The sequence below is a fragment of the Escherichia sp. E4702 genome, assembly GCF_963883545.1.
Lineage (GTDB): Bacteria > Pseudomonadota > Gammaproteobacteria > Enterobacterales > Enterobacteriaceae > Escherichia.
The window spans coordinates 64,550-89,793 of the sequence record NZ_CAWORF010000021.1 but is presented as its reverse complement, the minus strand read 5'-3'; the positions used below and the strand labels follow the sequence as shown (position 1 = coordinate 89,793).

25 protein-coding genes and 1 other annotated feature are annotated in these 25,244 nt (G+C 51.0%); of the genes, 8 read left to right on the top strand and 17 right to left on the bottom strand.

Annotated elements, in window-relative coordinates; translation table 11 throughout:
- Positions 1-39: 39 nt before the first annotated feature.
- Positions 40-1,956, bottom strand: coding sequence for a molecular chaperone DnaK (gene dnaK / locus AACU94_RS13895; RefSeq protein WP_000516135.1), 1,917 nt, complete (start codon positions 1,954-1,956; stop codon positions 40-42).
- 375 nt (positions 1,957-2,331) lie between these two features.
- Between dnaK and AACU94_RS13890 the strand changes: the two genes are divergently transcribed.
- From AACU94_RS13890 to satP, 3 genes are all read left to right on the top strand, one after another.
- Positions 2,332-2,736 (top strand): DUF2541 family protein, encoded by a 405-nt coding sequence (locus AACU94_RS13890; RefSeq protein ID WP_135385067.1) that lies wholly within the window; start codon positions 2,332-2,334, stop codon positions 2,734-2,736.
- Positions 2,737-2,761: 25 nt separating this feature from the next.
- Positions 2,762-3,475, top strand: a complete 714-nt coding sequence (msyB, locus tag AACU94_RS13885; RefSeq protein ID WP_130217496.1) for an acidic protein MsyB — start codon at positions 2,762-2,764, stop codon at positions 3,473-3,475.
- 148 nt (positions 3,476-3,623) lie between these two features.
- The gene (gene satP, locus AACU94_RS13880) at positions 3,624-4,190 is read left to right on the top strand and encodes an acetate uptake transporter (RefSeq protein WP_000528538.1); all 567 of its coding nucleotides are present in this window, start codon (positions 3,624-3,626) and stop codon (positions 4,188-4,190) included.
- Positions 4,191-4,397: 207 nt separating this feature from the next.
- Here satP and mog read toward each other — a convergent pair whose 3' ends face one another.
- The gene (gene mog / locus AACU94_RS13875; RefSeq protein ID WP_130204821.1) at positions 4,398-4,985 is read right to left on the bottom strand and encodes a molybdopterin adenylyltransferase; all 588 of its coding nucleotides are present in this window, start codon (positions 4,983-4,985) and stop codon (positions 4,398-4,400) included.
- 114 nt (positions 4,986-5,099) lie between these two features.
- The gene (gene tal, locus AACU94_RS13870) at positions 5,100-6,053 is read right to left on the bottom strand and encodes a transaldolase (protein ID WP_000130187.1); all 954 of its coding nucleotides are present in this window, start codon (positions 6,051-6,053) and stop codon (positions 5,100-5,102) included.
- Positions 6,054-6,332: 279 nt separating this feature from the next.
- On the opposite strand from tal, the gene AACU94_RS13865 reads away from it, so the two are divergent.
- Positions 6,333-7,763 carry an alanine/glycine:cation symporter family protein gene (locus AACU94_RS13865; protein WP_130217498.1) on the top strand — a complete coding sequence of 477 codons (1,431 nt, stop codon included), beginning with the start codon at positions 6,333-6,335 and terminating at the stop codon, positions 7,761-7,763.
- A gap of 69 nt (positions 7,764-7,832) precedes the next feature.
- A complete protein-coding gene (gene yaaA / locus AACU94_RS13860) occupies positions 7,833-8,609 on the top strand; it encodes a peroxide stress protein YaaA (RefSeq protein WP_130217500.1) in 777 nt (258 codons plus the stop codon).
- A gap of 38 nt (positions 8,610-8,647) precedes the next feature.
- Here yaaA and AACU94_RS13855 read toward each other — a convergent pair whose 3' ends face one another.
- The 7 genes from AACU94_RS13855 to yjjY all read right to left on the bottom strand — a co-directional run bounded on the left by AACU94_RS13855 (position 8,648) and on the right by yjjY (position 15,437).
- Positions 8,648-8,962 carry a DUF2502 domain-containing protein gene (locus AACU94_RS13855; RefSeq protein WP_130217502.1) on the bottom strand — a complete coding sequence of 105 codons (315 nt, stop codon included), beginning with the start codon at positions 8,960-8,962 and terminating at the stop codon, positions 8,648-8,650.
- A 205-nt stretch (positions 8,963-9,167) separates the two neighbouring features.
- Positions 9,168-10,454, bottom strand: a complete 1,287-nt coding sequence (thrC, locus tag AACU94_RS13850; protein ID WP_130217504.1) for a threonine synthase — start codon at positions 10,452-10,454, stop codon at positions 9,168-9,170.
- Positions 10,455-11,387 carry a homoserine kinase gene (gene thrB / locus AACU94_RS13845; protein ID WP_130217506.1) on the bottom strand — a complete coding sequence of 311 codons (933 nt, stop codon included), beginning with the start codon at positions 11,385-11,387 and terminating at the stop codon, positions 10,455-10,457. It lies immediately after the preceding gene.
- 1 nt (position 11,388) lies between these two features.
- Positions 11,389-13,851, bottom strand: a complete 2,463-nt coding sequence (gene thrA, locus AACU94_RS13840; RefSeq protein WP_130204809.1) for a bifunctional aspartate kinase/homoserine dehydrogenase I — start codon at positions 13,849-13,851, stop codon at positions 11,389-11,391.
- Positions 13,852-13,876: 25 nt separating this feature from the next.
- Positions 13,877-13,996: a sequence feature (Thr leader region), on the bottom strand.
- Complete coding sequence (thrL, locus tag AACU94_RS13835) at positions 13,932-13,997, bottom strand: thr operon leader peptide (protein ID WP_001386572.1); 66 nt, start codon at positions 13,995-13,997, stop codon at positions 13,932-13,934. Its footprint overlaps the feature before it by 65 nt.
- Before the next feature lie 213 nt (positions 13,998-14,210).
- A complete protein-coding gene (locus AACU94_RS13830) occupies positions 14,211-14,897 on the bottom strand; it encodes a tRNA/rRNA methyltransferase (protein WP_130217510.1) in 687 nt (228 codons plus the stop codon).
- A gap of 399 nt (positions 14,898-15,296) precedes the next feature.
- Positions 15,297-15,437: a YjjY family protein gene (gene yjjY, locus AACU94_RS13825; protein WP_001303782.1), complete on the bottom strand. Its 141-nt coding sequence runs from the start codon at positions 15,435-15,437 to the stop codon at positions 15,297-15,299.
- Positions 15,438-15,532: 95 nt separating this feature from the next.
- Between yjjY and arcA the strand changes: the two genes are divergently transcribed.
- Positions 15,533-16,249 (top strand): two-component system response regulator ArcA, encoded by a 717-nt coding sequence (arcA, locus tag AACU94_RS13820; protein WP_001194358.1) that lies wholly within the window; start codon positions 15,533-15,535, stop codon positions 16,247-16,249.
- Positions 16,250-16,297: 48 nt separating this feature from the next.
- On the opposite strand, the gene creD is transcribed toward arcA, so the two are convergent.
- From creD to creA, 4 genes are read right to left on the bottom strand one after another with little or no spacing between them, the layout of a single operon-like run.
- A complete protein-coding gene (creD, locus tag AACU94_RS13815; protein WP_135489616.1) occupies positions 16,298-17,650 on the bottom strand; it encodes a cell envelope integrity protein CreD in 1,353 nt (450 codons plus the stop codon).
- 57 nt (positions 17,651-17,707) lie between these two features.
- Complete coding sequence (gene creC, locus AACU94_RS13810) at positions 17,708-19,132, bottom strand: two-component system sensor histidine kinase CreC (RefSeq protein WP_135489615.1); 1,425 nt, start codon at positions 19,130-19,132, stop codon at positions 17,708-17,710.
- A complete protein-coding gene (creB, locus tag AACU94_RS13805; protein ID WP_135489614.1) occupies positions 19,132-19,821 on the bottom strand; it encodes a two-component system response regulator CreB in 690 nt (229 codons plus the stop codon). Before creB ends, creC begins: the two co-directional genes overlap by 1 nt.
- A 12-nt stretch (positions 19,822-19,833) precedes the next feature.
- On the bottom strand, positions 19,834-20,307 hold the full coding sequence (gene creA, locus AACU94_RS13800) for a protein CreA (protein WP_000875488.1): 474 nt from the start codon (positions 20,305-20,307) through the stop codon (positions 19,834-19,836).
- A 210-nt stretch (positions 20,308-20,517) separates the two neighbouring features.
- On the opposite strand from creA, the gene robA reads away from it, so the two are divergent.
- Positions 20,518-21,387 carry an MDR efflux pump AcrAB transcriptional activator RobA gene (robA, locus tag AACU94_RS13795; RefSeq protein WP_130221680.1) on the top strand — a complete coding sequence of 290 codons (870 nt, stop codon included), beginning with the start codon at positions 20,518-20,520 and terminating at the stop codon, positions 21,385-21,387.
- On the opposite strand, the gene gpmB is transcribed toward robA, so the two are convergent.
- Positions 21,384-22,031 carry a 2,3-diphosphoglycerate-dependent phosphoglycerate mutase GpmB gene (gpmB, locus tag AACU94_RS13790; protein WP_135489613.1) on the bottom strand — a complete coding sequence of 216 codons (648 nt, stop codon included), beginning with the start codon at positions 22,029-22,031 and terminating at the stop codon, positions 21,384-21,386. The two genes, robA and gpmB, sit on opposite strands and share 4 nt — an antisense overlap.
- Positions 22,032-22,081: 50 nt before the next feature.
- Here gpmB and yjjX point away from each other — a divergent pair, with 50 nt between their 5' ends.
- Positions 22,082-22,603, top strand: a complete 522-nt coding sequence (yjjX, locus tag AACU94_RS13785; RefSeq protein WP_135489612.1) for an inosine/xanthosine triphosphatase — start codon at positions 22,082-22,084, stop codon at positions 22,601-22,603.
- 84 nt (positions 22,604-22,687) lie between these two features.
- Here the strand turns inward: yjjX and trpR are convergent, their stop codons facing one another.
- Together trpR and sltY are read right to left on the bottom strand one after the other, a co-directional pair.
- Positions 22,688-23,014: a trp operon repressor gene (gene trpR / locus AACU94_RS13780; protein ID WP_064530383.1), complete on the bottom strand. Its 327-nt coding sequence runs from the start codon at positions 23,012-23,014 to the stop codon at positions 22,688-22,690.
- Positions 23,015-23,103: 89 nt separating this feature from the next.
- Entirely contained in the window at positions 23,104-25,041 is a 1,938-nt protein-coding gene (sltY, locus tag AACU94_RS13775) for a murein transglycosylase (protein WP_135489611.1), read from the bottom strand.
- Positions 25,042-25,244: the final 203 nt, after the last annotated feature.

Genomic DNA, 25,244 nt, shown 5'->3' with positions numbered 1-25,244 from the left:
CTTCGCCCGTGTCAGTATAATTACCCGTTTATAGGGCGATTATTTTTTGTCTTTGACTTCTTCAAACTCGGCGTCGACAACATCGTCATCTTTCGCGTTGTTTGCAGAAGCATCAGCACCAGCAGTCTGCTGCTGTGCATGTTGCTGCTGGGCGATTTCCATCAGTTTCTGGGAAACCTGTGCCAGTTCCTGCATTTTCGCTTCGATAGCGGCTTTGTCTTCACCTTTCAGAGCAGTTTCCAGTGCAGTCAGCGCAGACTCGATAGCAGTTTTGTCGTCAGCCGGCAGTTTGTCGCCTGCTTCTTCAACCTGCTTACGGGTGCTGTGCAGCAGATGGTCGCCCTGGTTGCGAGTCTGTACCAGCTCTTCAAACTTACGGTCAGCTTCGGCGTTCGCTTCTGCGTCGCGTACCATTTTCTGGATTTCATCTTCGTTCAGACCAGAAGACGCCTTGATGGTGATCTTCTGCTCTTTACCGCTGTTTTTATCTTTCGCGGAAACGTGCAGGATACCGTCAGCATCGATATCGAAAGTCACTTCGATCTGCGGCATACCGCGCGGTGCCGGGTTGATACCATCCAGGTTGAACTGACCCAGAGATTTGTTATCAGCCGCACGTTTACGTTCACCCTGCAGCACGTGGATGGTTACCGCAGACTGGTTGTCTTCAGCGGTAGAGAACACCTGGCTGTGCTTGGTCGGGATAGTGGTGTTTTTCGCGATCAGCGTCGTCATCACACCGCCCATGGTTTCGATACCCAGAGACAGCGGGGTAACGTCCAGCAGCAGTACGTCTTTTACGTCACCAGTCAGAACACCACCCTGAACAGCAGCACCGATAGCTACAGCTTCGTCCGGGTTAACGTCTTTACGCGGCTCTTTACCAAAGAATTCAGCAACTTTCTTCTGAACCATTGGCATACGAGTCTGACCACCAACGAGGATAACGTCGTCGATATCAGATACGGACAGGCCAGCGTCCTGCAGTGCAACTTTCAGCGGCTCGATGGAACGGTTTACCAGGTCTTCAACCAGGCTTTCCAGTTTCGCACGAGTCACTTTGATGTTCATGTGTTTCGGACCGGTCGCGTCTGCAGTGATGTATGGCAGGTTAACGTCGGTCTGCTGAGCGGAAGACAGCTCGATTTTCGCTTTTTCTGCCGCTTCTTTCAGGCGCTGCATTGCCAGCGGATCGTTGCGCAGGTCAATGCCCTGATCTTTCTTGAATTCTTCAACCAGGTAGTTGATCAGGCGGCTGTCAAAGTCTTCACCACCCAGGTGGGTATCACCGTTGGTAGCCAGAACTTCGAAGGTTTTTTCGCCGTCAACTTCGTCGATTTCGATAATGGAAATATCGAAAGTACCACCACCCAGGTCATAAACCGCGATAGTACGGTTACCAGTACCTTTGTCCAGACCGTAAGCCAGCGCAGCTGCGGTCGGTTCGTTGATGATACGTTTTACTTCCAGACCAGCGATACGGCCTGCGTCTTTGGTTGCCTGACGCTGAGCATCGTTAAAGTATGCCGGTACGGTGATAACAGCTTCAGTTACCGGTTCACCCAGGTAATCTTCAGCGGTTTTCTTCATTTTTTTCAGCACTTCAGCAGAAATCTGCGGCGGTGCCATTTTCTGGCCTTTAACTTCGACCCATGCGTCGCCGTTATCAGCAGCAATAATTTTGAACGGCATGATGGAAACATCACGCTGTACTTCTTCGTCCTGGAAGCGGCGGCCAATCAGGCGTTTAATCGCAAACAGGGTGTTTTGCGGGTTCGTCACTGCCTGACGTTTAGCCGGCTGACCAACCAGAGTTTCACCATCCTGGGTATAGGCAATGATAGAAGGCGTGGTGCGATCGCCTTCGGCGTTCTCCAGCACACGAGGAGTGGTGCCATCCATAATCGCTACACAAGAGTTGGTAGTACCCAGGTCGATACCAATAATTTTACCCATCTAAACGTCTCCACTATATATTCGGTCATCATGTGGTATGAGTCTGTAATAGGGGCGAAACGTCTGGTTTCAACTGCCCAATTTCATTTTTTTGCAGACTCACTCACTGCGGTTGACTACTAAATGGGGTCGTAACCCACGTCATCAAGGGGGAGATGCAAAAATTTTTTTGTGCTTTTGCGCAGAAATTTCGTGATATACCCAAAGAAGACATGAAACAGACGGCATTTTCATTCATATAAAGAATGAATTCAACACAAGGCATTCACCAAAAAATTGTAATAAAAAGAAAAGATTACATACCTGAATCTTCTTTTCGTCAGCAGTAAACTAGTGGCTATTCATCCCCTACTGCTCCCCGCTAAGAGAATCTTTATGAAATCCGTTTTTACGATTTCTGCCAGCCTGGTACTTGGCCTTATGTTGTGCTGCACGGCGCAAGCTAACGACCATAAAATCCTCGGCGTCATTGCGATGCCGCGTAACGAAACCAACGATCTGGCGCTGAAACTCCCCGTTTGCCGCATCGTAAAACGTATCCAACTCACCGCCGACCACGGCGATTTACAGTTGAGCGGCGCGTCGGTTTATTTCAAAGCCGCCCGTAGCGCCAGTCAAAGCCTGAATGTTCCCGCCGAAATTAAAGAAGGGCAAACCACCAGCTGGATCAACATTAACAGCGATAACGACAACAAACGTTGCGTGTCAAAAATCACCTTTTCCGGTCATACCGTGAACTCGTCCGATATGGCCACGCTGAAAATTATCGGCGACGATTAACGCTTGAACAGAGAAGCCACAATAAATGAATGTTAATTACCTGAATGATTCAGATCTGGATTTTCTCCAACATTGTAGTGAGGAGCAACTGACCAATTTCGCCCGTTTGCTCACCCATAACGAAAAAGGCAAAACTCGCCTCTCCAGCGTTCTGATGCGTAATGAACTGTTCAAATCGATGGAAGGGCATCCCGAGCAACATCGCCGCAACTGGCAGCTAATTGCCGGAGAATTACAGCATTTTGGCGGCGATAGTATCGCTAACAAACTTCGCGGACACGGCAAACTGTACCGGGCCATTTTGCTCGACGTCTCAAAACGGCTGAAGCTAAAAGCCGACAAAGAGATGTCTACGTTTGAAATTGAGCAACAGTTACTGGAGCAATTTCTGCGCAATACCTGGAAGAAAATGGACGAGGAACATAAGCAGGAATTTCTCAAGGCAGTCGATGCCAGAGTCAACGAGCTGGAAGAGCTATTACCGCTGCTGATGAAAGACAAATTATTGGCAAAAGGCGTGTCGCATCTGCTTTCCAGCCAACTTACCCGCATTTTACGCACCCACGCAGCAATGAGCGTTCTCGGGCATGGTTTGCTGCGCGGCGCGGGGCTAGGAGGCCCGGTGGGCGCGGCGTTAAACGGAGTTAAAGCCGTCAGCGGTAGCGCCTATCGCGTTACTATTCCGGCGGTCCTGCAAATTGCCTGCCTGCGTCGAATTGTCAGCGCCACTCAGGCCTAATCCCTCACATCGGGGAAAATTTTCATTTTCCCCTCAAAAGATCATGGACACTACTCCATTGGCTGATTATTATGCCGCGCCCTGAAATCACTACAGTTATTCAGGGAAATTATTTCACCATTCATTCAATGATGATTTTTGAGGAATTATGGGCAACACTAAGTTGGCTAATCCGGCACCGCTGGGCCTGATGGGCTTCGGCATGACCACCATTCTGCTTAACCTGCACAACGTGGGTTATTTCGCTCTGGACGGTATTATTCTTGCCATGGGCATCTTCTACGGCGGCATCGCGCAAATTTTCGCTGGTCTGCTGGAGTATAAAAAAGGCAACACTTTCGGGTTAACTGCCTTCACCTCTTACGGTTCTTTCTGGCTGACGCTGGTTGCGATTCTGCTGATGCCGAAACTGGGTCTGACCGATGCGCCAAATGCGCAGTTCCTTGGTGTCTACCTGGGTCTGTGGGGCGTGTTTACGCTGTTTATGTTCTTCGGCACGCTGAAAGGCGCACGCGTTCTGCAATTCGTTTTCTTTAGCCTGACCGTGCTGTTTGCCCTGCTGGCGATCGGTAACATTGCCGGTAACGCCGCGATCATCCACTTTGCCGGCTGGATTGGCCTGATCTGCGGTGCCAGCGCAATTTATCTGGCAATGGGTGAAGTGCTGAACGAACAGTTTGGCCGTACCGTTCTGCCGATTGGTGAGTCTCACTAATTGCTTGAGATCCCCCGCTCGGGGGATATCAGATTGTTGACAACGTGCGCTTTATTCATGCCGGAAGCGGCGTGAACGCCTTATCAGGTCTACAAAATCGTGCAAATTCAATATATTGCAGGAAGAACGTAGGCCTGATAAGCGTAGCGCATCAGGCTGTTTTGCGTTTGTCATCAGTCTGATCCCCCCGCCTGGGGGGATTTTTTTTTATTCGCTAACTTCGCGTCTTGCGCTCTTCGGTCTGAATGCTGCAACCACTTCCGGTGCCGTTTCAACATATGGCCCTTCCAGCAACTGAATGCAGTACGGTACGCTGGCAAAAATACCGTGCACCACGACCTTACCCTCGGCATCCTTCACGCCTTCCAGTGTCTCTTTGATGGACTTCGGCTGACCGGGTAAGTTAAGGATCAGTGCCTGCTTACGAATCACCCCCACCTGGCGCGAAAGGATCGCAGTTGGCACAAAATGCAGGCTTATCTGGCGCATCTGTTCACCAAAGCCAGGCATCTCGCGGTCCGCTACTGCCAGCGTCGCATCGGGCGTTACGTCACGGCGCGCCGGGCCAGTACCGCCGGTTGTCAGCACCAGATGGCAACTCATTTCATCCACCAGCTCACACAACGTTTGCTCAATGATCGCCTGCTCATCGGGGATTAAGCGAGTTTCCAGTTCAAACGGCGTGGTTAGCGCCGATGTCAGCCATTCTTCCAGCGCAGGGATGCCTTTATCCTGATAAACGCCGCTGGACGCGCGATCAGAGATGGAAACTAAGCCGATACGTAAAGTATTCATCAAGATTTTTCCGTTTAAACAGTCTCGTTAAACAGAATGATACACTGCGAAGGGAGTGACAGACAGGCTTCAGAAGAGGTAGCGTGACCGACTTCCCGGTCACGCTAAGAATGATTACAGCAGGTCGCCGATCATTTTTTCCAGTTTTTCCTGGTCAACAGCAAACTTACGGATACCTTCCGCCAGTTTATCTACTGCCATTGGATCCTGGTTGTGCTGCCACAGGAACTCGGACTCAGTGATACGCGCCGGACGCGCTTTCACTTCGCCGGTGTAAGACAGTTTACGTTCGATAGCCCCTTCGCTCTCCGCCAGCTCTTTCAGCAGTGCCGGTGCGATGGTCAGACGGTCGCAGCCTGCCAGTTCCAGAATTTCGCCGATGTTACGGAAGCTTGCGCCCATAACCACGGTTTCATAACCGTGTTCTTTGTAATACTGGTAGATTTCAGATACAGAAACGACACCCGGATCTTCTGCCGGAGCGTACTCTTTCTTATCGGTATTGGCTTTGTACCAGTCAAGAATACGGCCAACAAACGGAGAAATCAGGAACACGCCCGCTTCCGCACAAGCACGTGCCTGAGCGAAGGAGAACAGCAGAGTCAGGTTACAGTTGATACCTTCTTTTTCCAGCTGTTCTGCAGCACGGATACCCTGCCAGGTAGAAGCCAGTTTGATCAGAATACGATCGTTGCTAATACCTGCATCGTTGTAGAGCTTAATCAGGCGTTTTGCTTTCGCAATTGACGCTTCGGTGTCATAGGAAAGACGCGCATCAACTTCAGTTGAGATACGGCCCGGAACCAGTTTCAGGATTTCCAGACCAATATTTACTGCCAGTTTGTCGGTCGCGTCCACGATCTGCTGCGCGCGATCGTTGCTCTGCTGTTTCGCCCAGGCGACAGCATCATCAATCAACTTACGGTATTCCGGAATTTGCGCTGCGTTAAGAATGAGAGAAGGGTTGGTTGTGGCATCCTGCGGTTGATACAGCTTCATTGCCGCGATGTCCCCAGTGTCGGCCACTACGGTGGTGTACTGACGAAGGGAGGTCAATTTGTCCGTCATGATAGTATTTCTCTTTAAACAGCTTGTTAGGGGGATGTAACCGGTCTGCCCTGATGATATCACGACGTAACGACAGCGCAACCGCAGACAAAAGGGTTATCACCAGGCAAGACTGTTTCGGATTTCTGACATGGCGTTGATATCACCCGCCATTTTTAAACAAAACCTCATGTATGCTACACAGACGTTATCAACCAATGCACATCGTATATAATTCTTAATCAATTGGTAACGTTTACACAGGAATGTAACCGCGCGCCGGCGACAAGAGGGATACGAATGCCTGATTTTTTCTCTTTTATTAACAACGTACTATGGGGATCAGTGATGATCTACCTGCTCTTCGGCGCAGGCTGTTGGTTCACTTTTCGTTCTGGGTTCGTTCAATTTCGCTATATTCGTCAGTTTGGCAAAAGTCTTAAAAATAGCATTCATCCGCAACGAGGTGGTTTAACTTCTTTTCAATCATTGTGTACCAGTCTCGCCGCGCGCGTCGGCAGCGGCAACCTGGCAGGCGTTGCGCTGGCTATCACCGCCGGTGGACCGGGTGCTGTTTTCTGGATGTGGGTTGCCGCGTTTATTGGCATGGCGACCTCTTTTGCCGAATGTTCCCTTGCCCAGCTTTATAAAGAACGTGACGTCAATGGGCAGTTTCGCGGCGGACCGGCATGGTATATGGCGCGTGGGTTAGGGATGCGCTGGATGGGCGTTCTGTTCGCCGTCTTTTTGCTCATCGCCTACGGACTGATTTTCAGCGGTGTTCAGGCAAATGCTGTCGCTCGCGCGATGAGTTTTGCATTTGATTTCCCTCCGTTAGTAACGGGTGTCATTCTCGCCATTTTTACCTTGTTGGCGATAACTCACGGCATTCATGGCGTCGCCCGGTTAATGCAATGGTTTGTCCCTATTATGGCGTTAATCTGGGTACTCGCCAGCCTGGTCATTTGCGCAATGAATATCGGGCAACTTCCACACGTTATTTGGTCTATTTTTGAAAGCGCCTTTGGCTGGCAGGAAGCGGCAGGCGGCGCGGCGGGTTATACCCTGAGTCAGGCGATTACTAACGGCTTTCAGCGCAGTATGTTTTCCAATGAGGCAGGGATGGGATCAACACCGAACGCAGCGGCGGCGGCGGCATCATGGCCACCGCATCCGGCAGCGCAAGGTATTGTCCAGATGATCGGCATCTTTATCGACACGATGGTGATTTGTACGGCAAGCGCCATGCTGATATTGCTGGCTGGTAACGGCACCACCTATTTGCCACTGGAAGGTATCCAACTCATTCAGAAAGCGATGCGTGTATTAATGGGTTCCTGGGGGGCAGAATTTGTCACGATAGTGGTGATTCTATTTGCCTTCAGCTCGATCGTCGCCAACTACATTTATGCCGAAAATAATCTCTTCTTTTTACGGCTGAACAACCGGAAAGCTATCTGGAGTCTGCGTATCTGTATCTTTGTTACGGTCATTGGCGGCACCCTACTGAGCCTTCCTCTGATGTGGCAACTGGCCGATATTATTATGGCCTGCATGGCAATCACCAATTTGACAGCGATTTTGCTGCTTTCCCCCGTGGTGCATATCATTGCCAGCGATTATCTGCGCCAACGTAAACTCGGCGTACGTCCGGTGTTTGATCCGCTGCGCTACCCGGATATCAGTCAGCAACTGTCCCCTGATGCGTGGGATGATTTGTCACAGGAGTAATCACAACTATCGATCAACTCATCCGCTTTTTTTGCTACAGTCGCAGTAAATTTCCTGCAAGGACTGGATATGTTGATTCTGATTTCACCTGCTAAAACACTTGATTATCAAAGCCCTTTGGCCACCACACGCTACACGCTGCCGGAGCTGTTAGACAACTCCCAACAGCTTATTCATGAAGCGCGAAAACTAACGGCACCGCAGATTGGCAAACTGATGAAAATCAGTGACAAGCTGGCCGATCTCAACGCTACCCGCTTTCATGACTGGCAGCCAGATTTCACGCCAGAGAATGCCCGGCAGGCAATTCTGGCATTTAAAGGCGATGTCTATACCGGCTTGCAAGCCGAAACCTTTAGTGAAGAAGATTTCGCTTTTGCCCAGCAGCATTTACGTATGCTTTCCGGTTTGTACGGCGTACTGCGCCCGCTCGATTTAATGCAGCCATACCGTCTGGAGATGGGGATCCGTCTTGAGAATGCGCGGGGTAAAGACCTGTACCAGTTCTGGGGGGATGTGATCACCAACAAGCTAAACGAAGCGCTCGAAGCACAAGGCGATCAGGTGGTGATTAACCTGGCGTCAGATGAGTATTTTAAATCAGTGAAACCGAAGAAATTAAATGCCGAGATAATCAAGCCGGTATTCCTCGATGAGAAGAACGGCAAGTTTAAGGTCATCAGCTTCCATGCTAAAAAAGCGCGTGGCCTGATGAGTCGGTTTATCATTAAAAATCGCCTGACCAAGCCAGAGCAACTGACAGTTTTTAACAGTGAAGGTTACTTCTTCGATGAAGCCTCTTCCAGCAATGGCGAACTGGTGTTTAAACGCTACGAACTGCGTTAAGTTTGCGGTAAATGCCGGAGGTCATCCGGCATTTATATTTAGCGGTGATGTCTGCCAGGCCCCGGATAATGATCATCCCGGTGGTCATGACGATGATCGTCACGATGATCGCGATGATTATTATAGTGCGGCTGCAGTCCGTATGGGTGCCAGCGATTGCCTCGCCATTCATAATTTCTGTGCCACCAGTCGTGGTCACGCCAGTAACCGCCATCCCAGTAGAAACCGCGATAATCACGATCGCCAATCTGTAACTTTACTGATGGCACCAGCATTATTTCCTCAGCCTGCGCTGCCATAGGAGCAACCAGAATCAGGGAAAATGCGAGTAAGAGAGATTGCATCTTTTTCACAGGTGACTCCTTATTATCATTGCCAGTTATGGGCCGATATAAGGAGCTTACGGTAAAAGAATCCTCGTTGTCATTATCCAATCTAAGTTACCGCATTTATTGAAAATTTCTCCTTTTTTTCTGTCGATTTTTCTCATATTTTCTCCACAAAAAAGCCGAGCTGTATAAACACAAGCCCGGCTATTTTTTCGGAATTTAATGGATATTAATTATGATTCATCATGAGGTTGCGCAGCGCAGCAAAATCGGCAGGCAGACTATGTGAAAGTAAGGGCAAATCAGCACGTTCTGCCAGCTCTTTTGGCAGTTCCAGCGTTTCACCAAGAATCACTTCCACGCTCTCTTTAAACTTCGCCGGGTGCGCGGTGCCGAGGAACAGGCCATATTCTCCCGGATGAAGCTGGTCACGCAGCGCACGGTAAGCCACGGCAGCATGCGGTTCCGAGGTATAGCCCAGTGCTTTTAACTCACGCATTGTCTGCCGGGTGGTTTCATCATCCACCGCCGCATAACCCAGCTCCTTCAGTTGCCAGATTTTACGGCGGAACAACTCTTCCACTCGCGGCCAGTTGTTTGGCTGGCTGACATCCATCGCATTGGATAATGTCGCCTGGGTAGCTTTAGGCGCCCACTGCCCGTCGTGCAGGAAACGCGGCACCGTATCGTTAACGTTAGTGGCAGCAATAAAACGTTTCACCGGCAGACCGAGTGATTTCGCCAGCAATCCTGCCGTCAAATCGCCGAAGTTTCCGCTCGGCACTGAAACAACTAGCTGGTTACGCGCTTCCTGTGGCAACTGCGCCACGGCTTCAAAGTAATAGCAAATCTGCGCCAGCAAACGACTGATGTTAATAGAGTTAGCAGAGTTCAGTCCCAACGCCACTTTTAGTTCTTCATCATCGAACGCCTGTTTAACAAGAGCCTGGCAGGCATCAAAATCGCCGTCGATGGCGACGGTTTCAATATTGCCACCCAGCGTACAGAACAGTTTTTCTTGCAGTGGACTGATTTTGCCGTGCGGGTAAAGGATGACCACTTTAACGTTCGGTAAACCGTAGAAAGCGTGAGCCACTGCCGCTCCGGTGTCGCCGGAAGTCGCAGTCAGAATAGTCACTGGCTTATCGCCCGCAATATGGGTCAGCATTTGCGCCATAAAGCGACCGCCGAAATCTTTAAATGCCAGCGTTGGCCCGTGGAACAACTCCAGACAACCGACGTCATTTTCAACTTTGGCGACCGGAGCCGGGAAAGCAAATGCCGCGCGCACGCGCTCTTCCAGAACTTCCTGTGGGATCTCATCACCAATAAACGCCGAGAGGATCTTCGCGCTGCGAGTGACGAAATCCAGTTTCAGCATCTCATCAATTTCGGTCAGGCTGAATTCCGGTAGCTCATGAGGGAAAAACAACCCCTGATTTTTGCCCAATCCCTGCGTTACGGCTTGCGCAAAACTGACCTGCTCATTGTGATCTTTCAGATTGTAGAGTTTCATTTAGTTTTCCAGTACTCGTGCGCCCGCCGTATCCAGCCGGCAAATATGAACAAAACCTTCCTGATTCTGCAGGTAATTCTTACCTAACCAGTCGGCAACTCGCTGGGCGGTATCCAGTTTATCGCACAGGGCGAACAAGGTCGGCCCCGAGCCGGAGATACCGCTCGCTAGCGCACCGATTTCCGCGACCGCCTGACGTGCTTGCCTGAAGCCTGGCAATAAACGTTCACGGTAGGGTTCAGCGATAACATCTTTCATCAGCTTCGCGGCAAGTTCAGGCTGGCGGGAATAGCAGGCGTGAATGAAGCCTGCCAGATGTCGCCCGTGCGCAATGCAATCCTGGCGGCGATACTGCGCCGGTAAAATAGCCCGTGCTTCTGCCGTCGAGACTTTAATCCCCGGATACGCCAACACCCATAACCACTCATCAAATCCTGGTACCTGCTGGCTGATGATGCCGTTTTCTTCGATCATCAACTGCATGCCGCCAAGAAAGCACGGTGCCACGTTGTCGTAATGAATGCTGCCGGAGATACGCCCTTCCAGTTCGCCCATCAAGGCCAGCAGGCGGGTATCATTGAGCGGCTTACCGCAGTGTTCATTCATCGCCACCAGCGCCGCGACCACCGAACAGGCGCTGGAACCTAAGCCAGAACCGATCGGCATATTCTTTTCCAGGGTCATCGCCACCGGAATTTGCTTACCCACTTCTTGGCAAAAACGCTCCCAGCACTGATAAACGATATTTTCCTGCGGTTCTGACGGCAGCTTGCCTGCAAACCGTCCAAGATTGTTGAGACTGAAGCGCTCTGCTGACTCAACCGTCACTACATCTCCCAGCAAGGAACCATCAACAGGCACCACCGCCGCCCCGAGCACATCAAACCCGACGCTCATATTGGCACTGGAAGCCGGAGCATAAACCTTAACCATTTTAGACTCCTAACTTCCATGAGAGGGTGCGTAGCAGATCGGCAAAGACACCGGCAGCTGTAACGTCATTACCCGCACCGTATCCGCGCAGGACCAGCGGCAGTGGCTGATAATAGTGGCTATAGAAGGCCAGGGCGTTTTCGCCGTTTTTCACTTTGAACAGCGGATCATTACCATCCACTTCGGCAATCTTCACGCGGCAGACGCCATCTTCATCAATATTGCCAACATAGCGCAAAACTTTTCCTTCATCACGTGCCTTCGCCACGCGCGCGGCAAAGAGATCGTCGAGCTGTGACAGATTCGCCATAAAAGTCGCAACATCGCCCTCCGCGTTAAACTCTGCGGGCAGCACAGATTCGATTTCGATATCCGCCAGTTCCAGTGATCGTCCTGTTTCACGGGCGAGAATCAACAGCTTGCGCGCCACATCCATACCAGAAAGATCATCACGCGGGTCCGGTTCGGTATAGCCCATTTCTCTTGCCAGCGTGGTGGCCTCGGAGAAGCTCATCCCTTCGTCTAACTTACCGAAGATGAAAGAAAGCGAACCAGAAAGAATGCCAGAGAATTTCATCAATTCATCACCCGCGTTGAGCAGGTTTTGTAAGTTCTCAATGACCGGCAACCCCGCACCGACGTTGGTGTCATAAAGGAATTTACGCCGTGATTTTTCCGCCGCGTAACGCAGCTGATGGTAGTAATCCATCGACGAGGTGTTGGCCTTTTTGTTCGGGGTCACCACGTGGAAACCTTCACGCAGGAAGTCGGCATATTGATCCGCCACCGCCTGGCTGGAAGTGCAATCGACAATCACCGGATTCAGCAAATGATATTCTTTCACCAGGCGAATTAAGCGCCCAAGGTTGAACGGCTCTTTGGCTTGCGCCAGTTCTTCCTGCCAGTTATCCAGGTTAAGGCCATGCACATTAGTCAGCAGCGCCTTCGAGTTAGCAACGCCGCAAACGCGTAAATCGATGTGTTTGTTCTTCAGCCAGCTTTGCTGACGTTTCAGTTGCTCCAGCAGCGCGCCGCCAACGCCACCGACGCCAATCACAAACACTTCGATAACCTGATCGGTATTGAACAGCATCTGGTGGGTAACGCGTACACCAGTGGTCGCATCATCGTTATTTACCACGACGGAGATTGAGCGTTCAGAAGACCCTTGAGCAATGGCGACAATGTTGATATTGGCGCGGGCCAGTGCGGCAAAGAATTTCGCCGAGATCCCACGCAAGGTGCGCATACCATCGCCCACCACCGAGATAATAGCCAGCCGTTCAGTGACCGCCAGCGGCTCCAGCAAACCTTCTTTCAGTTCCAGGTAGAACTCTTCCTGCATCGCGCGTTCAGCACGCGCACAGTCGCTTTGTGGTACGCAGAAACTGATGCTGTATTCGGAAGATGATTGCGTAATCAGCACCACTGAAATGCGGGCGCGTGACATTGCCGCAAAGACGCGCGCCGCCATGCCGACCATTCCTTTCATCCCCGGACCAGAAACGCTGAACATTGCCATGTTATTCAGATTGGAAATGCCCTTGACCGGTAATTCATCTTCATCACGGCTGGCGCCAATGAGCGTACCTGGTGCTTGAGGATTTCCGGTATTTTTAATCAGGCAAGGGATCTGGAACTGAGCGATAGGGGTAATGGTGCGAGGGTGAAGAACTTTAGCGCCGAAGTAGGAAAGCTCCATCGCTTCCTGGTACGACATCGACTTCAACAGCCTCGCATCGGGTACCTGACGCGGGTCGCAGGTATAGACACCGTCGACATCCGTCCAGATCTCGCAACAATCGGCGCGTAAACAGGCGGCCAGTACCGCGGCGGAGTAGTCAGAACCGTTACGTCCCAGCACCACCAGCTCACCTTTTTCGTTACCAGCGGTAAAACCAGCCATCAGCACCATATGGTCAGCCGGAATGCGGCTTGCCGCAATACGGCGGGTGGACTCAGCAATATCGACCGTAGATTCGAGGTAATGACCGATTGCCAGCAGCTTTTCGACCGGATCGATAACGGTAACGTTGTGACCACGCGCTTCCAGTACCCCGGCCATAATGGCGATCGACATTTTTTCACCACGGCAAATCAGCGCGGCGTTGATGCTGTCCGGGCATTGCCCCAACAAGCTAATGCCATGCAGGACATGTTTGATTTGGGCAAATTCTTGATCAACGAACGCTTTCAATTGCGCCAGTGGAAATCCCGGTTGGGCGGCGGCGAGTCCCGTCAGAAGTTCGGCAAAAATACGTTCGGCATCGCTGATATTGGGTAAAGCATCCTGACCGCTAATGGTTTTTTCAATCATTGCGACCAGATGGTTGGTAATTTTGGCGGGGGCAGAGAGGACGGTGGCCACCTGCCCCTGCCTGGCATTGCTCTCCAGAATATCGGCAACCCGCAGAAAACGTTCTGCATTTGCCACTGATGTACCGCCGAACTTCAACACTCGCATGGTTGTTACCTCGTTACCTTTGGTCGAAAAAAAAGCCCGCACTGTCAGGTGCGGGCTTTTTTCTGTGTTTCCTGTACGCGTCAGCCCGCACCGTTACCTGTGGTAATGGTGATGGTGGTGGTAATGGTGGTGCTGATGCGTTTCATGGATGTTGTGTACTCTGTAATTTTTATCTGTCTGTGCGCTATGCCTATATTGGTTAAAGTATTTAGTGACCTAAGTCAATAAAATTTTAATTTACTCACGGCAGGTTACCAGTTCATAGAGTGCTGGTAGATGCTCTTTTTTTAATCCACACAGAGACATATTGCCCATTGCAGTCAGAATAAAAATCTGAAAACGCCCTTCCTTGTCGTTTTTTATTTGGTGATATTTTTTTCAATATCATGCAATAAACGATGCAACATGGCCGTGTCTCGTTGCTCCAACAGCCCGATGCGTTGTTGTAACCAGTCGACCAGTTTGGTGTCATCTGCCACCGCCAGAGTCGTTAACAATGACATGGCTCGTTCACGTAAAGCCTGCAGTTGAAATGGGTCCGCCGTTGCGGCAGATTCCACCGGTTGTTGTATTAATGTTGCTAATTGATAGCAATAGACCATCACCGCCTGCCCCAAATTCAGTGATGGATAATCCGCCACCATTGGCACGCCGGTGAGGACATCAGCAAGCGCCAACTCTTCGTTAGTCAAGCCGGAATCTTCGCGACCAAAGACCAGCGCCGCATGGTTCATCCATGTCGATTTTTCCTCCAGTAGCGGCACCAGTTCTATCGGCGTGGCGTAGTAATGGTATTTCGCCCGACTGCGCGCAGTGGTAGCAACGGTAAAATCAACGTCGTGTAGCGATTCAGCCAGCGTTGGAAAAACTTTAATATTATCAATAATATCACCAGAACCATGCGCCACCCAGCGGGTAGCTGGTTCCAGGTGTGCCTGGCTATCGACAATGCGCAGCTCGCTAAATCCCATTGTTTTCATCGCCCGAGCCGCTGCACCAATATTTTCAGCTCTGGCAGGTGCTACCAGAATGATCGTTATACGCATGTTGCCACTCTTCTTGATCAAATAACCGCGAACAGGGTGATGAATGTCAACTTATTACGCGGTGAGAATTTACAAATTCGTAACGTAAGTCGCAGAAAAAGCCCTTCAGTTAACTTAAAAAAAGCTAAACTATTTCTTGACTATACTAACGGTGTAATTGTTAAAAATTGCTACATATCCTTCTGTTTACTTAGGATAATTTTATAAAAAATAAATCTCGACAATTGGATTCACCACGTTTATTAGTTGTATAAGGCAACTAGTTGTATTATTAAAATAATGTGACGAAAGCTAGCATTTAGATACGATGATTTCATCAAACTGTTAACGTGCTACAATTGAACTTGATATATGTCAACGAAGCGTAGTTTTATTGGGTGTCCGGCACGTCTTAGCCTGTTATGTTGCTGTTAAAATGGTTAGGATGACAGCCGTTTTTGACACTGTCGGGTCCTGAGGGAAAGTACCCACGACCAAGCTAATGATGTTGTTGACGTTGATGGAAAGTGCATCAAGAACGCAATTACGTACTTTAGTCATGTTACGCCGATCATGTTAATTTGCAGCATGCATCAGGCAGGTCAGGGACTTTTGTACTTCCTGTTTCGATTTAGTTGGCAATTTAGGTAGCAAACATGCAGACCCCGCACATTCTTATCGTTGAAGACGAGTTGGTAACACGCAACACGTTGAAAAGTATTTTCGAAGCGGAAGGCTATGATGTTTTCGAAGCGACAGATGGCGCGGAAATGCATCAGATCCTCTCTGAATATGACATCAACCTGGTGATCATGGATATCAATCTGCCGGGTAAGAACGGTCTTCTGTTAGCGCGTGAACTGCGTGAGCAGGCAAATGTTGCGTTGATGTTCCTGACTGGCCGTGACAACGAAGTCGATAAAATTCTCGGCCTCGAAATTGGCGCAGATGACTACATCACCAAACCGTTCAACCCACGTGAACTGACTATCCGTGCGCGCAACCTGCTGTCTCGTACCATGAATCTGGGTACTGTCAGCGAAGAACGTCGTAGCGTTGAAAGCTATAAGTTCAATGGTTGGGAACTGGACATCAACAGCCGTTCATTGATCGGTCCTGATGGCGAGCAGTACAAACTGCCGCGCAGCGAGTTCCGCGCTATGCTTCACTTCTGTGAAAACCCAGGCAAAATTCAGTCTCGTGCTGAACTGCTGAAGAAAATGACCGGCCGTGAGCTGAAACCGCACGACCGTACTGTAGACGTGACGATCCGTCGTATTCGTAAACACTTCGAATCTACGCCGGATACGCCGGAAATCATCGCCACCATTCACGGTGAAGGTTATCGCTTCTGCGGTGATCTGGAAGATTAATCGGCTTTACCACCGTCCAAAAAAACGGCGCTTTTTAGCGCCGTTTTTTTATTTCCAGATACGTAACTCATCGTCCGTTGTGACTTCTTTACTGGCTTTCATTTTCGGCAGTGAAAACGCATACCAGTCGATATTCCGCGTCACAAACATCATGCCGGCCAGCGCCACCACCAGCACACTGGTTCCCAACAACAGTGCGCTATCGGCAGAGTTGAGCAGTCCCCACATCACACCATCCAGCAACAACAGCGCGAGGGTAAACAACATGCTATTGCGCCAACCTTTTAATACCGCCTGCAAGTAAATACCGTTCATTAATGCCCCTATCAAGCTGGCAATTACCCATGCCACGGTAAAACCGGTATGTTCAGAAAGCGCCAGCAAGAGCAAATAAAACATCACCAATGACAGCCCCACCAGCAAATATTGCATCGGGTGCAAACGTTGCGCGGTGAGCGTTTCAAAAACAAAGAAGGCCATAAAAGTCAGCGCAATCAGCAAAATAGCGTACTTAGTCGCCCGGTCCGTTAATTGATACTGATCGGCAGGCGTAGTGACTGCGACGCTAAACGCCGGGAAGTTTTCCCAGCCGGTATCATTGCCTGAAGCAAAACGCTCACCGAGATTATTGGCAAACCAGCTACTTTGCCATTGCGCCTGAAAACCGGATGCACTTATTTCTCGTTTCGCAGGCAAAAAATCACCTAAAAAACTGGGATGCGGCCAGTTGCTGGTTAAGGTCATTTCGCTATTACGCCCGGCAGGCACCACAGAAAGATCGCCGGTACCGCTTAAAATCAGTGCCATATTCAGCTTCAGGTTCTGCTTCCGCCAGTCCCCTTCGGGTAAAGGGATATGCACGCCCTGCCCGCCTTGCTCTAACCCGGTACCGGGTTCAATGGTCAGCGCTGTTCCGTTAACTTCAGGCGCTTTCACCACACCAATACCACGCGCATCCCCGACGCTAATCACAATAAATGGCTTGCCTAAGGTGATATTTGGCGCGTCGAGTTCGCTAAGACGCGAAACATCAAAATCGGCTTTTAGCGTTAAATCACTGTGCCAGACCTGACCGGTATAAATACCAATCTTGCGTTCTTCCACATTCTGATTACCATCAACCATCAACGACTCAGGTAACCAAAAATGGATAAAACTTCGTTTCCGCTCCACGGTTTTATCCTCTTCCTGCACCGTATAAAGCTCGGTCACAGGAATAGCGATGAGCGGCCCAACGAGTTTTTGCGGCCCGCTGGTACTTTGGCGAATCGCATCTTCCACATCGCTACGGTAATCGGCACGTTCGACAATCACCTGCCGAATCAGCATTATCGGGATCAACAACAGCAATACAGCACCAAACAGGGTGGTCATTTTCCAGAACAGGGGGGATTTCAACATAGTCTTCTCCTTTGCAATGGCGACAGGATATGAAGGCTATGTGGGAAGAATTTGAAGTTATGTGAAGTGACGGTGAAGTCGAAGCAAGGCCAATACGCCGCCTTCCGGCACGTTGTGCAACGTGACTTCGCCATTAAGCAAACGGGCAACTTCACTGACAAACGCCAGCCCCAGACCACTGCTTTTTTGCCCATTCGCACGCGGCAAAGAGTAGAAACGCTCAAAAATACGTGACAGCGCGTAGTCAGGAATACCACTACCGGTATCCAGCACATTAAGCGTGACGTGTTCCTGATCCACTTCGGCGCTTAGCGTTATGCGACCGCTCTCGGGGGTAAAATCGATGGCATTATCCAGCAAATTCCCCAGCGCCTGCTCCAGTAACGCCGGTTCAGCAGCAACGTTAACCTCGGTGGGCATAACATTAAGAGTGATATTTTTTTCTGCCAACTGCACGGTGCGCGCTTCACTGACGCGGCGAAATAATGCCGCCACATCAACCGCAGAAAGAACGACCTCCTGGCGATTCTCCAGTCTTGCCTGGCGTAGTAGCGTTTCCACCAGCGCCTGCATTCGCGCGTTTTGCGTCAGAATATTGTCGGTAAAACGGGCTACCACTTCCGGTGGCGGACCTTCGCGTAAAATTTCCGCCGCGCCACGAATTGCCGCCAGCGGACTTTTCAACTCATGAGTTAACGCGTAGACATACTGCTCAATATAGTTTTTCCCCTCCAGTTTCACGCGCATACTTTCCAGCGCCTGCGCTAACTTACGCAGCTCGCTACTGCCGAGTTCAGGAAGCGGAACGGGCTTATTGTCGGTAACGGAATCAGCATAACGAGTGAGCCGGGCAATGGAGCGGTTGATCCACCAAACCATTCCTGCGCCGATTACCAGCGCAATTCCCAGCAAAATGGCGCTCGCCCATAAAATTCGCCGCTCGCTGCGTTTAATCACCGGTGCCATCGCCGCGTTCGGTTTGCCTACGCTCAAAACGCCAACCAGCCGCGTGCCGTCCATAATAGGTGCGGCAACATACATCACAGAACTTTCGGGATCGGCAGGATTTTGCAACGTACTGCGCGCACCATACTGACCACGCAACGTTAGCCAGACATCATTCCAGCGCGAATAATCCTGCCCGACGGCTTTATTGGCCGAATCAAACAATACTTTGCCCTGCGCATCAGTCATATAGACATGATATTCGTTGCGCACTTTGTTGATGCCGCTGATATTGGCGCGAAACGGGCGATTTTGTAGCTGGTTAAATGCCTGCGCCAACTGCCCATGCGTTGGGTCACCAGAGAGCAAATCGGCACGCGCCAGCTCCGCCAGCAACGTTGCCGTATCGATCAACGTCCCTTCCGTCGCCCTTCGCACGCCCGGTTTAACTTCTTTGACAAAAATAGCCAGTACGAACCAGGCGGCTACCGCCACCAGTAAAAAATACCCCAGCAACAGCCGCATGCCGATACGCATTACAGGCTCCTCAGGCTGTATCCCATGCCGCGATGGGTATTGATCGGCGAAAGCTCGGGATTAATAGCGCGCAGTTTGGCACGCAGCGTTTTAATGTGAGTATCGACAGTGCGATCGTAGGTGTCCTGCGCATCTTCCCAGACGCTATCCATCAGTTGCTGACGGGACCAGACGCGGCCCGGCGACTTGAGTAACGTTTTCAGCAACAAAAACTCATACCGTGTTAGCGTTAACGGCGTGTCAAACCAGCTGATCTGCGCCGCAGGTTCATTCAGTTCAAAATGACCAATACGGATGACGGGAGAAGGCGTAGAAAACTTCTTCACCCGACGCAGTAAGATGCGCACTCTGGCGCACACTTCGCGGGGTGAAAACGGTTTAGCCACGTAGTCGTCAGCGCCAATTTCCAGTCCAAGCAGGCGATCCACCTCTTCACTACGGGCTGTCAGGAACAGTACAGGTAGCGCCGGATGGATCACCAGCAACTGACGGCACAATTCAAAGCCGCTGATATCCGGCAGACCAACATCGAGAATAATGACGTCGGGAACCTGCTGGCGTGCTTTATCCAGCACCGGTAAGCCTCGCTCAAAGACCTCGACGGCAAAACCTTCCTGCTGCAACATGTAGACCAGCGTGTCGGCTATCCCTTGCTCGTCTTCCACTAACCAGACCGTTTCCCGTTGCATATATCGCCTCTGTTATTGCCGCCACGGCATGACAGGCACCGCGCTAATCGCGTTTTTCGGCGACCCATCTACAACTTTGTCGGAGTAGGCCAGGTAAGCGAGCGCGTTGCGTTTGGCGTCATAGAAGCGTACGACCTGTAACGACTTAAAGACCAGCGACGTACGTTTTTTGAATACCACTTCGCCCTGAGCTTTGCCGTTTTTAATGCGCTCTGACAGTTCAATCGGCCCGACTTGCTGGCAGGAAATAGCCGCATCGGAAGTATCTTCCGCCAGGCCCAATCCCCCTTTAATACCGCCGGTTTTTGCCCGACTCACATAACAGGTGACATTTTTCACATCGGGATCGTCAAAGGCTTCTACGACAATTTTGTGATCCGGGCCGATCATTTTAAATACGGTATCGACCGAACCAATTTCTTCCGCATGTGCCAATGGCCCCAGCATTATCAGGCTTAAAGACAGGATCAAATGCTTGTATTTCATATTGTTACCATTTTTATAAGTTACACAGAGCAATTAGTTCGTCACGGTAAATAACATATTGATTAAGAACAAAATCTCAACACTTTTATTTCCGTCAAGACCTAAAACATACTCTGCTAAGAAAAAAACACTGAATGCTAAAACAGCAAAAAATGCTATTATCCAATTACCTGATGTCAGGTGCTCGTTGTGAAAGGATGAGGATATTTTATGGATCAGGCCGGCATTATTCGCGACCTTTTAATCTGGTTGGAAGGTCATCTGGATCAGCCACTGTCGCTCGACAATGTAGCGGCGAAAGCAGGTTATTCCAAGTGGCACTTACAGAGAATGTTTAAAGATGTCACTGGCCATGCTATTGGCGCGTATATTCGTGCTCGTCGTTTGTCGAAATCGGCGGTTGCACTACGCCTGACCGCGCGCCCAATTCTGGATATTGCGCTGCAATACCGCTTCGACTCTCAACAGACATTTACTCGTGCATTCAAGAAGCAGTTTGCCCAGACTCCCGCACTTTACCGCCGTTCTCCTGAATGGAGCGCCTTTGGTATTCGCCCACCGCTGCGTCTGGGTGAATTCACCATGCCAGAGCACAAATTTATCACGCTGGAAGACACGCCGCTGATTGGCGTAACTCAGAGTTACTCCTGTTCACTGGAGCAAATCTCTGATTTCCGCCATGAAATGCGTTATCAGTTCTGGCACGATTTTCTCGGTAATGCGCCGACCATTCCGCCTGTGCTCTACGGCCTGAATGAAACGCGTCCAAGCCAGGATAAAGACGACGAGCAAGAGGTGTTCTACACCACCGCGTTAGCCCAGGAGCAAGCAGACGGCTATGTACTGACGGGGCATCCGGTGCTGTTGCAGGGCGGCGAATATGTGATGTTTACCTATGAAGGTCTGGGAACCGGCGTGCAGGAATTTATCCTGACGGTGTACGGAACCTGTATGCCGATGCTGAACCTGACGCGCCGTAAAGGTCAGGATATTGAGCGATACTATCCGGCAGAAGATGCCAAAGCGGGAGATCGCCCAATTAATCTGCGCTGCGAACTGCTGATTCCAGTACGTCGTTAACGTTGCAGCTCGTCTAATGCAGGGGCGTCCAGATGCGAGATGTCCCCTGCTGTTTCAACTACCCAACCAGACGCCAGCCACAGGCTTTCCTGATAATCCACGCGCGAAATAGAACAGTTACGCAGACGTAAGCGGCGTTCTGCCCATGCAGGTAGGCCCAGAATAGTACTCACCAGGCATCCCAGCGCGATACCGTGGCTCACCAGTAGCGGTCGACTTCCCTGCGGCAAATCCCGACAAGATTCCAGAGCAGCATTGACGCGCTCGCTCAGTTCCTGCATTGACTCGCCTTCAGGAATACGCCCGTCAACAGTGCCATTTACCAGTTGGCGACGCCAGTTCTCTTCTTCTTCGGTCAGAGAGTCGATATGTCTTTTTTCCAGCACGCCCATATTTAATTCACGCAGGCGGGAATCAAAGACTATGTCACAGCCGCAAGCCTGAGCGATGATTTCCGCCGTGCGCCGGGTGCGACCTAAATCGCTACTGATGATATGTGTAATGCCAAGCTCTTTGGCTCGCGCCGCCACCTGCATTGCTTGTTGCTCACCTTTGGCAGTCAGTGGGCTATCAGACTGGCCCTGAATACGTCGCTCGGCGTTCCACTGCGTTTCACCGTGGCGGACTAGGTATACCTGTAACATGCTTTTTTTCCGTATACTGCTGTAACGTTAATTTTTGAGTAATCCTGATTATGCACCATGTTGTCTGTGCGACCACCAATCCCGCTAAAATTCAGGCCATTCTGCAGGCATTTCACAAGATCTTCGGGGAAGGATCCTGCCACATTGAGTCCGTTGCCGTCGAGAGCGGCGTACCGGAACAACCCTTTGGCAGTGAGGAAACGCGCGCTGGCGCACGAAATCGGGTAGAAAATGCCCGCCGTTTACATCCAGAGGCCGATTTTTGGGTGGCGATTGAAGCAGGCATCGATGGCGACAGCACCTTCAGTTGGGTGGTCATTGAAAACGCCAACCAACGTGGCGAAGCACGTTCGGCTACTTTGCCGTTGCCTGCGGTGATTCTGCAGAAAGTGCGTGAGGGTGAAGCGCTTGGCCCCGTGATGTCGCGTTATACCGGTATTGATGAGATTGGTCGTAAGGAAGGAGCCATCGGCGTGTTTACCGCCGGGAAACTCACGCGCGCCAGCGTCTATCACCAGGCGGTGATCCTGGCGCTGAGTCCGTTTCATAATGCCGTGTATCAGTCATTGTAAACCGGATAAGGCGTTCACGCCGCATCCGGCATTCGGTGCACAATGCCTGATGCGACGCTGCCGCGTCTTATCAGGCCTACAAAATCAATCGCTTTTCAGCAACACGTCTTCCAGCCACTGGCGCAGCTCAACGGGGGCGGCTTTCAGACTGTTAGATCCACGCGTAATGGTCGCGATGCCCGCGCCGAGTTCATTTTTTAACTCGCGCTGGCTCATTTCACCACGCAGCAACTCTTCAACGATACGCACGCGAGTCCCCAATGCTTCGCGCTCATCTGGCGTCAGCATCAGATTTAACAACGGTAAATGGAGATCGTTTTCGTAGGCATTCTTAAGCAGGTCGACAAAACGTAACCACTCCTGGTGACGCTGTTCTGCCATCGCTGCTGAATAGGGTGATTGCTGGGCCATAGTGTGTCGCCATTGTTAGCGGGGGAAGCAAAATGCCTCCCCCGGTTGTACTCGCTAAAGAGTACGATAGCATATCATAAAGGTTCAAATCAGTAACGACGTCCCCATTCCGTAGCGCTCAAAAGCGTGGGCTTATCACCCATGAAATAGCGATAGTACGCGTCATAAGCCAGCACATTTTTCACATAACCGCGCGTCTCGGAAAACGGAATACTCTCGACAAACGCCACCGCGTCGATACGCCCGGCGCTGTTACCAAGCCACGTGCGCACCCGCCCTGGACCGGCGTTATAAGCTGCCGAGGAGAAAATACGGTTATTGCCAAACTGCTGATAAACATATTGCAGATAACTGGTACCAATGTTGATGTTCGTTTCCGGATCCAGCAATTGCCCAGGGCTGCTATAACCAGGAATAGAGAACATCTTCACCGTCTGAGTCGCCGTACCGGGCATAATCTGCATCAGACCGCTGGCTCCTACCGGTGATTTCACCTTCGGATTCCAGGCGCTCTCCTGACGGGCAATCGCCATTGCATAGCTTTGCGGGATATCTTTACCGTTGGTGTAACGTTCGAAGAGATCGTTGTAGGCCAGGGGGAATCGTTCTTCCAGATGATCCCACAATTTCCCGGCGATCGTTGCCTGAACACTGAGATCCCACCAGTGATTATTAAAGGCATAGCGTGCCAATTGCGCCTGCTCTGTTTTTGACTTGCTCTTCACCAGATTGGCCCACTCGCTACGTGCGGTGTTATCCATATTCCAGTACATCAACTCGCGCACGCGCGCCATCTCCGGCCCCTGGGTCAGGGCGCTGTCAACGTTCTGCGGCGCTTTATCAATCTTCAGCTCATACTCTTCGCCAATACGTTGCGCAGCGACCATCGGGTAAAATCCACGCTGTTGCATGAGTTGATGCAAAATCTCTTTTGCTTCAGTTTCACGCCCGCGTTCCAGCAGTATATCCGCCTGCCAGTAGCGCCATTCATCTTTATCTTTCGCCTCTATTGGCAGACGCGCCAGCCAGGTATTCAGACCACGGCGATCGCCAGTGCCAAGCGCCATCCGCACGCGGCGTTCAATTAACGACGTGGATTGCGAACGCATAATCGCGTCATCACGCCATTTCGCCTGTTCGTCGGTAACATCGTTGCCCATCAGACGCCAGGCGACGATATCACGCAGCTCCTGAATCTGATCTTCATTAAGCTGCTGTGCCTGGGCAAGTGAAGGGATCATCAGTCGTGCGTTTTCAGCATCCTGACGCGCCACGCTGGCAAATGCCACCGCCGCCATCTGACGGGTAAAATCGGTCGCGCCGGTGGAACGCGCGAAGGTCAGTACAGTATTAGGATCATTCGCCAGCGAAATAATTGCCGAAGCAATAGTCTGGTAATCGGCAGGCATTTGCCCTGCCAGCACCGTCACCAGCCCGGTATTGCCTGCTTTCATCGCAAGGCGGATACGCTCTAAATATGCCAGGGGTTCTTGTTTGCCGGACGCTCGCCAGACGCTAAATAACTTGTCACAAGCGTTAGGCTGGCTCTTTCCGGTTAGCCACAGCTCTTTCGCCCCCTGCCAGGCTTCTTCACTCTGCCCGGTGTTCCATTTTGCATAGTAGTAATTACACTGGGCTTCGGTTGTGCCTGGCTTTTCCGGGCTAAAGGCTAACAAGCCACGCCAGTCTTCGCGTCGCGCCAGTTCATTGACGAAACGCGATTGCAGCGTGCGAGCAGGAGGAAGCGTGGGGTTAGCGCGAACAAAGTTAGTAACCGTCACCGCCGGTTGATTCATCAGGTCATCGGTGATCTGGCGGTATTCCAGATAGGGATAAAGCGGATAATCCTTCAGGGATGGCATCATTTGTTCGACCACATCCATTTGTCGATTATCCCAGGCCTGCTTGATTTGCGCGTAACGGCTACGCTGCTCATCCAGTGAGTCGGCTCGCGCCACGCTGCTGACCGTCAGCAGACAGACACCGGCAGCCAACAGCCGCCAGGTAACTTGTTTGGCTTTTTCCACAAGCGCATCCTCTAAGTGTAAATACATCAATGCAGCATCATGCCGCGTAATAGATTTATGCTAACCAGTCATTGCCGTTTACGCCACGTTACGGACACTTTTTTACTTTTATACTCTAAATAATTCGAGTTGCAGGAAGGCGATAAGTGAGTGAGTCCCCAAGAGCTTACAGAAGTAAGTGACTGGGGTGAGCGAGCGTAAGC